At 39.6% G+C, this 14,770-nt stretch carries 12 protein-coding genes; 6 read left to right on the top strand and 6 right to left on the bottom strand.

Annotated elements, in window-relative coordinates; translation table 11 throughout:
- Positions 1 to 52: 52 nt before the first annotated feature.
- A complete protein-coding gene (locus G6R02_RS02760; protein ID WP_164667730.1) occupies positions 53 to 829 on the bottom strand; it encodes a MurR/RpiR family transcriptional regulator in 777 nt (258 codons plus the stop codon).
- 395 nt (positions 830 to 1,224) lie between these two features.
- On the opposite strand from G6R02_RS02760, the gene G6R02_RS02755 reads away from it, so the two are divergent.
- From G6R02_RS02755 to G6R02_RS02730, 6 genes are all read left to right on the top strand, one after another.
- Positions 1,225 to 1,989 (top strand): DeoR/GlpR family DNA-binding transcription regulator, encoded by a 765-nt coding sequence (locus G6R02_RS02755; protein WP_164667729.1) that lies wholly within the window; start codon positions 1,225 to 1,227, stop codon positions 1,987 to 1,989.
- 359 nt (positions 1,990 to 2,348) lie between these two features.
- Positions 2,349 to 3,095, top strand: a complete 747-nt coding sequence (locus G6R02_RS02750; RefSeq protein ID WP_164667728.1) for an HAD family hydrolase — start codon at positions 2,349 to 2,351, stop codon at positions 3,093 to 3,095.
- A gap of 21 nt (positions 3,096 to 3,116) precedes the next feature.
- Positions 3,117 to 4,118 carry an ABC transporter substrate-binding protein gene (locus G6R02_RS02745; protein ID WP_164667727.1) on the top strand — a complete coding sequence of 334 codons (1,002 nt, stop codon included), beginning with the start codon at positions 3,117 to 3,119 and terminating at the stop codon, positions 4,116 to 4,118.
- Between the two features lie 15 nt (positions 4,119 to 4,133).
- A complete protein-coding gene (locus G6R02_RS02740; protein ID WP_246202501.1) occupies positions 4,134 to 5,816 on the top strand; it encodes an ABC transporter permease in 1,683 nt (560 codons plus the stop codon).
- A 19-nt stretch (positions 5,817 to 5,835) separates the two neighbouring features.
- Positions 5,836 to 6,903: an ABC transporter ATP-binding protein gene (locus G6R02_RS02735; RefSeq protein WP_164667726.1), complete on the top strand. Its 1,068-nt coding sequence runs from the start codon at positions 5,836 to 5,838 to the stop codon at positions 6,901 to 6,903.
- 161 nt (positions 6,904 to 7,064) lie between these two features.
- On the top strand, positions 7,065 to 8,642 hold the full coding sequence (locus G6R02_RS02730) for a metallophosphoesterase family protein (RefSeq protein WP_164667725.1): 1,578 nt from the start codon (positions 7,065 to 7,067) through the stop codon (positions 8,640 to 8,642).
- Between the two features lie 99 nt (positions 8,643 to 8,741).
- On the opposite strand, the gene G6R02_RS02725 is transcribed toward G6R02_RS02730, so the two are convergent.
- The 5 genes from G6R02_RS02725 to G6R02_RS02705 all read right to left on the bottom strand — a co-directional run bounded on the left by G6R02_RS02725 (position 8,742) and on the right by G6R02_RS02705 (position 14,768).
- Entirely contained in the window at positions 8,742 to 10,295 is a 1,554-nt protein-coding gene (locus tag G6R02_RS02725) for an IS1182 family transposase (RefSeq protein ID WP_425509014.1), read from the bottom strand.
- Between the two features lie 154 nt (positions 10,296 to 10,449).
- Positions 10,450 to 12,150, bottom strand: a complete 1,701-nt coding sequence (locus G6R02_RS02720; RefSeq protein WP_164667724.1) for a serine hydrolase domain-containing protein — start codon at positions 12,148 to 12,150, stop codon at positions 10,450 to 10,452.
- Positions 12,151 to 12,309: 159 nt separating this feature from the next.
- The gene (locus G6R02_RS02715; protein WP_164667723.1) at positions 12,310 to 13,194 is read right to left on the bottom strand and encodes a glycine betaine ABC transporter substrate-binding protein; all 885 of its coding nucleotides are present in this window, start codon (positions 13,192 to 13,194) and stop codon (positions 12,310 to 12,312) included.
- A 116-nt stretch (positions 13,195 to 13,310) separates the two neighbouring features.
- Positions 13,311 to 13,781: a thioesterase family protein gene (locus tag G6R02_RS02710; protein ID WP_164667722.1), complete on the bottom strand. Its 471-nt coding sequence runs from the start codon at positions 13,779 to 13,781 to the stop codon at positions 13,311 to 13,313.
- 18 nt (positions 13,782 to 13,799) lie between these two features.
- Entirely contained in the window at positions 13,800 to 14,768 is a 969-nt protein-coding gene (locus tag G6R02_RS02705) for a 3-hydroxyacyl-CoA dehydrogenase NAD-binding domain-containing protein (RefSeq protein WP_164667721.1), read from the bottom strand.
- Between the last annotated feature and the right edge of the window lie 2 nt (positions 14,769 to 14,770).

Genomic DNA, 14,770 nt, shown 5'->3' with positions numbered 1-14,770 from the left:
TATCACTTAAAAAATGGAGTGATAAATCCCTTACTATTTTGTCGATTGATTTTTATTGTGTACGGATAACATAAGCATCTAATAAGATTCTTGAAATTACCTGTAAAGGAAGCCTGGAGCGAACTTCGTAATCCGGGAAATAGGAATGGGAATCTTTATAACCCAAAAAAGTTATTTCTGACATATTAGCAAGACTAGAATCCATTTTAGCTGTAAGTGTTATGGTACCAATATTATTGATGCGTAAATTCTTACAAGCCTCCACGAGTTCCTTTGTTTCCCCACTTAAAGATACAAAAATGCCTAATTCCTTCTCCTTTAATTTTTTGGATTTCAATCGAATGATATTTGGGTCATTGTGCATCTCACAACTTTTTTCTAATAATTGAAGTTTAGTAGTCATCTCAGATGCTATCATTTCAGAAAAACCACGTGCAAAAATATATATTTTTTCTGCATCACGAATTTTTTGGATTGCATCTTCAATCATACCAATCGATTGCATTTGTATGGTTTTAACCACCTCATGTTCATTTTTTATAATTGCTTGTTTAATTTTTCGATCAATATCCTCTAATTCCGTATGATCTTCAGGATCAGATAATTTTTCCCGAATACTATATTTGAAAGAGGTATAACCATCATAACCAATCTTTTTCATCAAGCGAACTATAGTAGCTGTTGAAACATTTGCCCTATCACTTAGGTTTACAATAGACATTTTGGATATTTCATTTAAATGATCATATATATACTTTAATAAATATCGTTCTGACTCACTTAGAGTGTTGTATTTTTCAGGCGAAATATCAAATATCATGTCTTGCATGGTAACGTTCACCTTCTCCTAATTTTATTTCATAGTACTATAGTATCATAAACATTTGAGTATTCTCCTTTAAAATCATCCACTTTTGAGATCCTTTATTTAATTCAGCTTACTTCCCTTCCCCAACTTTTCACAGTATTGACAGAAACACCTTCCTTATGCAGTTCATTAAATAGCAACCTTCCACACAATAATAATCATATTCGATAAACGCATTCGACATAATGAGACAAAAACCGGTAATTGACAGGCGCTCAACCCACCCAGAAAAAAAGATGACAGCCACCACCCAAAAGTGCTATAATATTCACCAAAGTTGTACTTGAGTGTAATTAGTTTTATATGATGGTAATAATGTAATTGATAATACAACACTGTGGCGGGAGGTTCCTGTATTGTTTGCAAGAGAGCGGCGTGATAAAATTATAAATCTGCTTAAAAAGGATAAGTCGGTCAAAGTCTCTCATTTAATTGACACATTTGATGTTTCCTTTGAAACTATCCGGCGGGATTTGGAAAGCTTGGAAAAGGGAGGATATTTGAAACGTGTACATGGCGGGGCTGTTCTTGATGAAGTGGACAGCCGGGAGTTAACCTTTACAGTCAGAAAAACCAAAAATGAAAATGAGAAAAAAGAGCTTGCCCAAACGGCAACCCGCTATGTGACGGAGGGACAATCCATAGCCATTGATGTCAGCACCACTAATACCGAGTTTGCAAAAGCGCTGAAATCCAAATTCAAGCGGTTGACGGTACTGACCAACTCCATGATGATTGCGCACGAACTCTCTGAAATGAAGGATTATACCATTCTCTTTGCCGGCGGAATTATCAGGAATCAGGAATTATGTTCCATTGGGGATTTCGCGGAAGAATTTGTGTCAAACTTTCATATTGATACGTTTTTTATGAGTATTAGTGGTATTTCCCTTATGAAGGGGTTGACTGATTACGGGATTGGTGAAGTGCAAGTAAAGAAAAAAATGCTCGAAGTTGCGCAGGATTGTGTTGTCCTGGCTGATAGCAGTAAATTTGATGTGATTTCTCTTGTAAAAGTATGTGACTATAACCAGATAAATCGGATTGTAACCGATGGTATGATCAGTGAAAATATCGTTGAGAAGTATCAGCAAAACGGAATTGAAATCATTTATTCCTAACATTCCCGGGTGTTTAACACCGCCACAAAGATGGTTCAGGCAATTGCCGTATCATTCAACACAATGTGAAACATACCGTATACGTATGCCCAAAAGCTCACGGTTCAATATAAGGAACCTGAGCTTTTTTTCATGAAATCGGAAAAATAATAATATGGCAATCCCCTTGTCATTACAGGGATTTAATCATTTTTCATGCAAATTTTAATACGAATGCGGTTGACATCAATTAAAATAATTGTAAAACTAGTAAATGACAATCAAACACATACAAAGACACAAAAGTGCACAAGTGTTTATGTGTGTTAATTGAACTCACTGCCTTGTCAATCGGCTGGCAGCTTGAAAGGAGGTGCCAAATGAGCAGAATCCGAATAAATCATCAGGAATACGACATAGAAGGAATCCTTTTTGACAAAGATGGGACGTTGTTGGAATTCGGCTCCCTTTGGTTAAATTGGACAGAGCAGTTGATTGACAGCATCTCATACAAAGTGGATAACATTTGTCAAAAACAAACGTTTGCTAATTCGCTCGGTTTTTCCTATAAATCATCTACATGGGACCCGGGGGGGCCGCTTGCAATTGGATCCATGCAGGATATCCTGACGATTCTTTCACTGGATCTTTACCAGCACAACATCCCATGGAACCAGGCTTTTCAAACCGTTAATGAAACTTACTGCGATTTGGAAAGCAGCCTTGGTGACGAACTGTCGCTAAAACCAATTAAAGGTTTGCACACCTTTCTTCAAAAGGCTAGCGAACAGTCGGTTAAAATGGGGGTTGTCACATCCGATAACTATCAAACTGCTAAAAACCATTTAGAAATCCTGGGAATTGATCAATATTTTACATCCGTTATTGGGCGTGATCTTGTAACGTATGGCAAACCTTTTCCGGAAATGGCACATATGGCGTTGGACCAACTATCACTTAATCCCGAAAAAACGTTAATTATTGGTGATTCCAACGGGGACATGCTTCTGGGAAAATACAGCAAAACCCTTGCAAGCATAGGTGTTGGAGAAAAAGATCAAACCCATTTAATTAATGCCGATCATGTCATCGAGGATTATACGCCGGAATTTATTTGTATCGACTAATGAAAGGAGACTGTTAAAACAATGAAAAAAATTATTTCATTGACAATTATAATGGCTTTTGCACTAATCGCAGCCGGTTGCAATGCCGATGGCGAGAGCAGCAGCGGAAGCAATGATGAACCAGTCAGCATCTATACCCACAATGACTCGGAGGAAATGCAGGCTTTTGTAAAAGGAATGGAAGAAGAAACCGGAATTGAAGCTGAGGTGTTACGGTTATCAAGTGGTGAAGCGTGGAGCCGGATGAAATCAGAAGCACCTGACTTTGGTGCGGACATGCAATGGGGTATGTTACATAGTTTTGCCATTAAAGCAAAGAAAAATGACTACCTCGCCTCATACAAATCACCTACTTGGAAAGATATTCCGGATAAATTTAAAGATCCCGATGGTAAATGGTACGGCTGGTCTTACTGGTTTAACATGCTGGCAGTAAATAAAGAAATCATTAAAGAAAAAGGCTTGGATGTACCACAATCATGGGAAGATTTATTAGACCCGCAGTATAAAGGTGAAATCGTACTGCCGGACCCGGGAACTTCAGGCACAGCCTATCTGTTCACCTCCACCATTCTGCAAATAATGGGTGAAGAAGAAGGATGGGAATACCTTGAAAAGCTGGATAAAAACGTTGGCCAATATACAAAGTCAGGGTCCGCACCAGCACAAATGGTTTCCCAGGGAGAATATGCAATCGGTATCACATGGGATCAGGCGGTTTATGAACGAATTGAGCAAGGTTATCCAATCGAAGCAGTCATCCCTGAGGAAGGCGTTGGCTACAGCCTGGATGTTGTATGGATGTTTAAAAATGCCAAAAACAAAGACAAAGTGAAGAAAATCATTGATTATATCGGTACAACTGACTTTATGAAAACAGCAGCAAAACACCGCTCAATGGTAACGAAACCTGGAATTGAAGGCGGTGTTGAAGATATCGAGAAACATTTAATCGATTATGATGCCGTATGGGCTGCAGAAAATCGGGATCGTATTATGAACCACTGGAAAGATAATTTTTAAAAAGGGGTGTCTTACTTGGAAATAAGCAGCACAAGCCTTGGTCTGCCAAAACCTTTTCTGCATAAGTGGAAAAGGTTTTGGTCAGAACCATTATTCGCAATAGCAACCATCATTCTTGCAATTTCGATCATCCTGTTTATTGTTGCTCCTGTCCTTGCTGTGTTGTTAAAAAGCTTTGGGCTGGGAACAGGGGAATTCACCCTTAGTTATTACAGCGAGTTTTTTCAATCATCCTATTACTTTGAAGCACTTTTCAACAGTTTGTACTCGGCTGTTATAACAACGATGGCTGTTATTGTGCTCAGTATAATTGTCTCACTTTATGTAACAAGGTCACAAAGCATTGCTGCCAAATCTTACAAAGGTATAGCTTTACTGCCCCTTGTCGCACCTCCATTTATTTTCTCATTATCGCTGATTATACTGTTCGGGCGTAACGGTGTAATAACGCAATATCTTAATGACCTATTCGGCTGGCAGTTCAGCATTTACGGTTTCTGGGGTGTTGTTATCGCACAGATTATTGGATACTTTCCAGTTGGATATATGCTGGTGGAAAGTACATTGCGTACAACCAATGCCAGTCTTGAACATGCTTCTTACGATTTAGGTGCCAATCAGCGGAAAACAATCTTTAATATTACGCTTCCACTGGCAAAATCGGGAATCATTAAAGCTTCATTGCTTGTATTTGTTATGGCACTGGCGGATTTTTCCAACCCGTTGATTATTGGCGGAGGGCTGCCATTCCTTGCATCTGAAGCATACTTACTAGTTGTTGGACAACAAAATATTGAACTGGCAGCCGTTTTGGGCGTGTTTTTAATTATACCGAGTCTGATTATTTTTGTTTTCCAAACGTATTTTATGAAAGAGACAGGCATGGAAACAATTGATGGCGAGTCAGGCGGTTCAGCCCCGCCATTAAAAGGTTATTTAAAAACAATCATCGTCTCGATTTCAACAGTTGTGATCGGTTTTATTTTATTAATGTTTATAATGGTTGTGCTTGGCGCATTTGTAAAAATTATTGGAATAAACAATACCTTTACACTGGAGCATTTCTCCCATCAGGCAGGGTGGGATTCCCTGTATACCAGTATCATTGTTTCCTTTTTCGGTGCAATTCTGGCTGCGGGATTGGGTATCCTCCAAGGGTTTCTTTTTGCCAGAAAACCGATACCCGGAAAAAAATTACTTGAATTTCTTACATTATTCGGTTTAGCAGTACCAGGCACCGTGATGGGAATCGGTTACATTCTTATTTTTAACGGATCACCTTTCTTCCTGACTGGTACCGTTATGCTGCTTATCTTGAATATGGCATTCCGCAAAATCGGCGTTGGACTGGAAGCGGGAATTAGTAAAATGCATCAAATCGACACATCGATGGAAGAGGCATCCAATGACCTTGGAGCAGGGCCTTACAAAACATTTGTAAAGGTTGTATTGCCTTTGTTGACGCCGGCATTTATGGCGGGTTTCGTTTACGCTTTTATGACCGCAATGGTTTCCATCAGTTCGGTTATTTTCCTTATTTCACCCGGTACCAGTCTGGCCGCGGTATACATTTTAAATCTCGCCAATCAGGCTCAAATTGGCGCAGCATCAGCAATGTCCTTTGTATTAATAGTGATTGTTTTATTATGTTTGGGCCTTCTGAAAGTTATCGAAAAACGAACAGGCGTCAAAATTTAGTACGAAAGGAAGAGATTGCTTGAGTTCAACTATTTTAGAATTAAAAAATTTATATAAATACTTCAATGATGTCAAAGCCGTTGATGATATATCCATTGACATTCAAAAAGGAGAGCTGGTTTCTTTTATCGGACCGAGCGGATGCGGGAAAACAACGTTATTACGCATTATTGGCGGCTTTCACGAACAGGATTCGGATGACGTAATTCTTGAAGAGGAAACAATCAGCCATCTGCCTCCAAATAAACGATCGACGGGAATGGTATTTCAAAACTATGCACTTTTTCCGCATATGTCCGTTTACAAAAATGTGGCATACGGTCTGAAACAACAGAAAGTCCCCAAAAATGAATGCGACACCAGAATCAAAAAAGCATTAGCACAAGTTCAACTGGATGGTTATGAATCAAGAAAGCCAAGCGAATTGAGCGGTGGACAGCAGCAACGAGTCGCTATCGCCCGCTGTCTGGTTCTTCAGCCTAAAGTTCTTTTGCTGGACGAACCACTCTCAAATCTGGATGCCAATCTGCGGATGGAAATGCGGGAAGAGATCAGAAGGTTGAAAGATGAGCTTAATTTGACCATCGTATTCGTAACCCATGACCAGGAAGAAGCATTGAGTATATCTGACCGGGTTGCCGTTTTAAATGGCGGGAAAATCCAGCAGCTGGATGTGCCTAAGGTTATTTATAATCGGCCGAGCAATGAATTTGTAGCTGATTTCGTCGGTCAATCCAACATCATAAAAGGAAATATTGAACCTGCGGGAGATGAGATCTCTTATTTTAAATCAAACGATATGCATTTCAAGATGAAAACACCGCAAAATGATCGGAGAGAAACATCGTTAACTTTGCTAATCCGGCCGGAGCGGATTCGTATTGATGAATCAAGCCCCATTAAGGGAACCATAACCAAAACGCTGTATAACGGAAGTTTCATCCGAATTTTTGTCCAAATTGGGAACGAAGAATTAAGCGTTGATCATTTTAATATGAATGAAAAATTCAACTATAAAAAAGGCGATACAGTCGGGATTAAACTTCCATCAACCCCGCATGTGTTGACGAATCAGAAAAGCGGATAGTGTGTATTTTAGACTGAAATAGTTTACAAAATGTACAGCACAGTTTAATAGATTGAATAGTAAAGGGGGTGGTAACTCGACTTTGAGGGAAAGGAGCCCCTCCAGGGATCACATTATTCGAAGTCACAGTAACATAAAACCAAAATTCAGGAGGTATTTACATGTCAACTGTTTTTCAGAAGAAACTTACAAAATTACTTGTTGCAGCAATTCTGGTTTTCTCACTGGGACTGACTGCACCTGCTTGGAACACACAGGCAGAAGATCATTCGGATGATTCAAATACCACTTCGGAAGAACCAAATCTGGTTTTTCCTGTAATCAGTGATACACAAATCGGTCGATCTGAGGGCGGTCCGGAGAGATTTGACAATGCTATGAATCAATTGAATCAACTAGCACCAAATCAAGATGCATTCGTTTTTATTGGTGACCTGACCAGTCATGGATATGAAGAGGAATATGACATATGGACATCTATTTTTAACAAACATATTCAGCCTCAGGCAGAGCAGCTTATTGGTATTGGAAATCACGAGTATAATTACAGCCTTACACCTGAAGAATCACAACAACGATTTTTTGAAGAAACAAGCATGGAATCTCTTTACTATCAAAAGAACATCAAAGGCTATGACTTTATCATGATGGGCGAAGAGCGTGGTTACTTCTATTCCAAAGAGCAGGTTCAATGGCTGGGAGAACAGTTAAAGCAATCGGAACAAAGAGATCCAAATAAACCAATTTTCGTTTTCTTGCACCATGGTATTAAAGATACAACATACGGCACGGAAGACTGGTATATCGAAAATGATAACCAAAGGCTGCTGCGGGAAACACTCAAAAAATATCCGCAAGTAGTATTGATAGCCGGGCATACGCATTATCCTATCAGTGATCCAAAATCTATCTATCAAGAAGACTACACCGCTGTCAATTCAGGTTCTATAGCTTATATGTGGACAGAAAAAGGTTACCTTCAAGGCGAAGTTCCCGAAGCAGAGGTTAGTAACGGACTTTTAGTGAAAGTCTATGATGATGAGGTTGTTATCAAACGCCGTAACTTTACCGGTGAACGATGGGTACAGGATCCCTGGGTTATTAAAACTCCGGTAAAAAGTAAAGAAGACTTTAAATACACAGACGATCGTGATCAGGAAAGCCCTTATTTCAGTAAGGATTCAATTCTTTCCGTCAGCGAATTTAATTCGAACAGTTTAGATTTATCTTTCCCGCAGGCAGTTGATAATTTATTGACACATTCTTATCAAGTGACTGCCATCAATCAGAAAACCGGTAAAATCGCAAATCAGTATAAGGCCTTTTCAGAATACTATAAAGGAGAGGTCCCTGACATATTAGAATTCCCTGTCAACAATCTTCAGCCGGCGACAGCTTATCAAATTAATGTACAACCTATTGATGCTTTCGGAAATAAAGGTAATAATCTGACTGCACATGCAACAACTTTAGCAGTAAGCGTTTCTGAACTGCAGGAAGTAGTCAAACAGTTTGAAGCTAACGGGGAGTTCACAAACCATGGCGTAGCACAATCATTAAATGCTCAATTAAACACAGTAAACAAATTTATACAAAAAAACGCATCAGAAAAATCTGTTAAACACATGACCAGCTTTAAGTCTTTATTAGAACAGAGGAAAGAAAACAGTCAAGTATCTGATTATGCGTACAACTATCTCATGATGAATGCGGACGATTTAATCAACAAATGGAAATAGTTTAATAAGGACAAATTCGGATAGTTTTTTGCTGCTGGAAGCATGGGGACGGTTCGAGGCCACTGAAAAAGTACTCTTTTTTATACAATATTTTTAGGTTTAAGCGCATAACTTTTCAGATTTATAATTTCCATCAAATATTTTAAAAAAAAGAGTAGTTCCATCCGGATTTATCCCTTTTTTAGAGGATAGTATGCTTGCTATCCTCTTTAAATTTACCGCGAATGCGGTAAGTTTTGCCTGTAAGGTCATGCTTTTTAGACCGTACCCCCTGGCACGATCTAATCCGTGGAAATTCTTCATCTCACCATTTTTCCATTCTTGGCAAGCTCTTTCTCTATATTTTTCTTTAAATTCTTCTGTTTTTTGGTGTTGGTTATACGTATAAAATTCGGGAGCGTTAATCCCTACCACTAAAATTCTTCGTACTGCTTTGCCAGCGCAAATTTCCCTTAATGGACAATTTCTACACTTTTCCTTATCAAAGTAATACCTGTACGATTCTCTCCCACGCTTATTTTTTGCGTATCTTTTTCTTTCTGTTTTATTACCTTGAACACAAAACCATTCATCTGAATCTTTGTTGTAACTAAAGAAGTCCTCATCTATCCTATAAGCCATCGCATTAACTGGAATGTATGGTGTTGCTCCCATTTCTTTTATTTTATCCAATATTGGTTTCTTGAAGTAGGCCTTATCCCCATAGACTTCTTTTATATTCAATCCGCTTTTCTTCGTTAATTCCATTAATTCATGGAACTGTGTTCCATCCACATAGGCTCCATTATTTACTCGAACTGCAGTTATGATTCTGTCTTTTGTGATGATGGCATATTCCGTTTTATAACCAAAAAAGTGGGAGGTTCTACTTTTATGTCCTACTCTAGCGTCTTGGTCTACAATGGAACGAACCCCTTTTTGTTCAATAAATTTAGGGTCTTCCAGTATTTCCTTGGCATTCTCCATTACCTGTTTTGTTTTAGTGGTATTCTCTATTTCTACACTTTCTTCGACTTGGTTCATCACTTCTTCTAAATAAGTTTTCATGGTAGCCTTGGCTTCTTTGGGATCATCAATCTCTTTACAATCTGGAATTTCTTGATTTATTGTGCTAGGCATTTCTTCAACTTCTTCATCCAGCGTTTTAAATATCTTTTTTGCCAAGCGCTTCATAACTCTTTCAGGTGTTGCTTTAAATGTATTAGCTTCTGAGTGTGTAGTGTCGACACTTACCCCAGGATCTTCAATGATTCCTTTTTCTACACATTGCCTTACAACCTCGGTATTAAGCTCGTCTACCGTTATATCATTATCATGTAATTTTTTCACTCTAAATTTGGCCAAGAGGCTTGAATCTGGTAATTCATCCTCTGGGTTTATATCAAGAAAATACATGTACGCTAGATTTAAAGAAGCATCCTCAATCACTCGTACATCTGATAAATCATAGAGATACTGCAGCGTTAAAAGCTTAATCATTAATTCAGGTTCTTTGGCAGGTCTACCATAATGCTTGCAGTAGGTGTCTTCAAGAAGTGTGTTAATAAAACTAAAATCAACTGCCTCTTTTATTCGTTTAAGCATATGATTTTCCGGAATTTTAAAGTATAATAATGAATAGATGCTTAATTGCATATCTTTGTCTTTAAGCATGACAAAACCCCCATTTGGTAATAGTTTCTAGACAATTCTATTATACCAAATCCTGGGGGTTTTTTCTTATACTATTTTCTTTTTTTATTCTCAATTTACATTTTTTAGGAAGCGTTTTTCAGTGGCCTCGAACCGTCCCCATGCTTCCACCCAGTCAAATAAGCTCCTCCCCCACTCTCGCCTGGGGCACCGTAGAATCAAACTCATCCGAATCCGAAGATGTTAGGGCGTTTGCCATTCGTAACCCGACCACATGCCCTGGCATAAGCGTAACAAGATTACCACCATAGCCCTTCATATTCGGCAGATAAAACTCATGTCCTTCTCGGGAGCGATAAGGCTCAATGTGCCAATTCATGGCATAATATTTTGGCCCAAATTCATTATTCTCTCCCTTAGGAACGGCTAAAGCAGGTGGTTCTTCTTTTGGCAGGACGCTGTCCACCAACTCGCGATGCAGTATCTGATTGTCATTCCAGTTGCCATGTTTTTCATAGAGCAAAGCGATTTTAGTCAATTCATCCAGTGTGGCGTGATAACCAAAATCCAGTCTTGGACAACCAGATGATCCGTTCTCCTCAATCGTATGATTTACCGGCCCCCAGTAAATGCCGATTGGTTCATACACTTCTTCCTTGAGCATCTTGTCCAAAGTCGCTTCCTCACCCTCCTTACTCTGGAGGTACTTTTCTAAAGCAACGCCAAGAAGGAATGCGTCTTGATCCCGGTAATTATATTTCGTTCCGGGCTCCCAAACCAGCGGGTAATCTAATGCTTCAGCAACCTTTTCATTCTTCGACGGTGCTAAATACCACCTGTGGTAATCACACAAATAACATGTTGGATCATCAGCGGTGGCGCCGCGTCCTGAAGCCATGTTTGCCATATCCAGATAAGTGACATCCTTCCACTCTTTTAGCGATTCGGGTATTTGGATATAGTCGGCGATCTTTTCATCAAGCAATCCACGCCCATACTTCTCAGCTAAACGTAACATTCCAACGTTCATCATCGCTGTTTTTGTCACTGACCAAACGCCGTAACGAATTTCATCGCTATATGGAAATGGACCGCCAGCGAAATGGCAAGGTGAACGATACAGCACCCCGTCGTAAAACAGGGCGGTCTGAAGAACGTGTTTTTCCTCTTCTGTGTTTTTTGCCCCATTAAACGCCGCTAAAGTTTTTTCCCCGACCTTTTGTTTTAATTCATCGATTGGTGCAGTTGGAAAGCGATTTTCGAGATGGCGACGATAAATATCTTTGTGATACTTCAGATTATCTATTCCGTGGGGCTCATATGATGCCTTCGTAACTCCCCAGGCGTTGAAGTAGCCCGATACATCGAAGGGGCCTGTCTGGGCAACGATTTGAAATCGAACATGTGAAACTTTATCTTCTTTATAAAGGAACATGGCGATTCCCATATGCGTTTCTCCTTCTAAGCGATTGACGAGAGAAAATGGAAATGACGCACGATTCCAGTCGTTATCCTGGTCAACATTACTCCAAACGCGCCCCGGCTGAACAATGATATCCCAGTAGCTTCTTGTGTTCTCCAACGTGCCATTTGGGATGACATCCTGAGTCACGGGAACCAGGTATTCGTCATCTACAGTAAAAAATTCTAAAGACACGTCTGGAAAAAAGGTAACATCTTTGCCGTGTACTATTTTCGTACTCATCTCTGGACTCATACCCATGTGAGTACCTTCAATATTCAACGTACCTTCAAATTCAGTAGAAGGATCTTGAGCATTATCGGGAGCGGCAAATAGATAATTCTGTGCTATGCTATTGACTGCTGTTCCCTCGATGAGTTCGTTCCACATAATTGGATCATTAGCTAATTTCATAATTTCATGGTCCTTTCTTATCTCTGTCTGTTTCATTAATCGTTCGCACACATTTCAATTTGGGGATTGTTATTCCGTCTTAGACTCGCTCCATTAAACTGACGATCAAGCAAAACGCCTGACCGTCATGTCCTTGAATAAACAACACGTAACTATTCCTTATTTTCCATTTTTCATTTTCTCAATCTTATCCTGATGGTTATCAATCCACGCTTGTGCGACGTCATCAGGATTCTTTCCATCGTCAATTTTGGCAATCATTTTTTCCATATCTTTAATGGATATACTCCAGTTGCTTAAAAACTTATATGCCTCTGGCGCTTTTTCTTCCAATCCTTTATTAACAATTATATTAACAGAACTTGTATCAAACAAACCTTTTTCTTCTGCTACTTTCTTGTTTGACAGTATTTTTAAATCGAATTTATCAAACATTGAATGCGGGCGCCATCCATAAAACAAAACAGGTTTTTCCTCATCCATTTTTGATTGTGCAGCTGCCAGCATTGCTGCTTCTGAAGAATTAATCATTTCAATGTCCAGGTTATAAAAATCGATTACTTTTTTCATATCCTGCATTGCCGGATCACCTTCACCAATGGCAAACATCTCATTATTTACTAAATCCTCTTTGCCTTTTAAATCGGCCACGTCGTTAATGTCCTTCATATATTTAGGAACAACCATTCCCGAATCGGCATTATCGTAACTGACCGAGATACTTTCAATGGAATCAGAATACTTTTCTATATACTGTCGTTGTGCCGGAAACCACGAATCCATAAATATATCAAGGTCCCCATTTGCCAAACCGGTATAAACGCTTCCAGCATCAGCATTTGTTTCTTTTACTTCATAACCCATATCTTCTAAAATTTTTGCAGCTATTTTCGTTGGCGGAACGGTACTTGTCCAATTTGTTACACCAAAATTTAATGTTGGTTTGGCACTATCGCCAGTATCTTCTGAATCACTGCCGGATGAGCAACCGTACATGGCAATTGATAATAAAATTGTTATTAGAATAAATAATGTTTTCTTCATTTTAACTCTCTCCTAACATATTTAATATCGTTTATTAGTAAGCACGCTCGTTTCAAATTCATTCAATGATAAAAAATCTTCCCACTGACAATCCCCTCGGCTGGCAAAGCAAAAGGTTATTTTTTAATCCCAATCCTTCTGCCCGCTTGTTCAGGTTGTGCCAAATGTTTATCCACATTCCAGATCGCCTCAACTTGAGATGCAACCTTTTCCGGAAATGGTGCCGGCCTTCCATCTTCTGTATCCATGCCCATCAGCATCTGTTCACTTGTAGCCAGCAATTGATTTTCGTTATTTTTCATCTTAAAAAGTACATGCAGCCGTTTAGCATCAGCATCCAGCAGTTGCATGGAAACAGTCAGTTGCTCATCCTGATGAGCTTCCTTTAAATAACAAATATGGTTTTCCAGTGTAAAAATCGTGTATGCTTGATGGCTGCGGGCTTCTGCATTCAGGCCGATATAATCCATCAAGTGATCAACAGCCAAGCTGAACACGGTTGCATACGCTGCGTCATTCATGTGACCATTATAATCAATCCAGTCACGGTGCACATAACACTGATAATGAAACGACCGGTTGGACATATTCACACACACTCCTTTTTAGTTTTTTGCAAGTTGCTTCGATTCTGGCCAATATTCTTCAACCAGATCAAGAAGCTTCACTAAAAACTCATCCCGTTTATCTTCGAGTTCGGCAACAGTCTTATCCCCTGCATGATTTTCACAGCCTTCAACCACTTTTTCTTTCAAGTCATCCGTTAAATCAGGTGCTTCCAGCTTCGTCCATGGCAGTTTCAATGCTGGACCAAATTGTTTCAGCATGTGGCGCATTCCTTGTTCGCCGCCTGCCAGATGAAAAGTCAGAAAAGGCCCCATTTGTGCCCAGCGCAAACCGGCACCATAAATAATCGCAGCATCTACTTCTTCAGTCGTAGCGATGCCATCGTTAACCAAATGTAAAGCTTCACGCCAAAGTGCTTCCATTAAACGATCTGCAATATGTCCTTCAATCTCCTGCTGTACAACCAATGGCTTCATTTGTATTGATTTATAAAATGCTGCCGCCTGACTAATTATAGTTTGCTCTGTGGATTGTCCACCGACAAGCTCCACAAGCGGCAGAATGTGAACCGGATTAAATGGATGTGCCACCAAAAAACGTTCAGGATGCAGCAGGTCTTCCTGCAGTATACTAGGCTTAATACCTGACGTACTTGAACCGATAATCGCATCCGGTTTAGCAAACTTATCGATTTGTCCCAATACACTTTTCTTCAAATCTTCACGTTCAGGGACATTTTCCTGTATCAAATAAGCATCTTTAACAGCTTCTTCAATTGTAGGTACAAACGTTAGATTTTCAAGTGAAGCATTCGCTGCAATACCTATTTTCTCAACAGAATCCCATGCACGGCTTATGCTTTGACGTGTCCGTGTTTCAGCACCTTCTGCCGGGTCAAATGCCGTCACATGATAGCCTTGTGCCAAAAATCGGGTAATCCAGCCATTCCCAATGACGCCCGTGCCGATGACGGCCACTTTCATTTTACCTTGTTTATGTTGCTGCATTG

This window comes from Virgibacillus doumboii, from assembly GCF_902806455.1.
In the GTDB taxonomy this organism is placed as follows: domain Bacteria; phylum Bacillota; class Bacilli; order Bacillales; family Amphibacillaceae; genus Lentibacillus; species Lentibacillus doumboii.
Note: the sequence above shows the minus strand (reverse complement) of the source record. Positions and strands in the feature narration are given on the sequence as shown.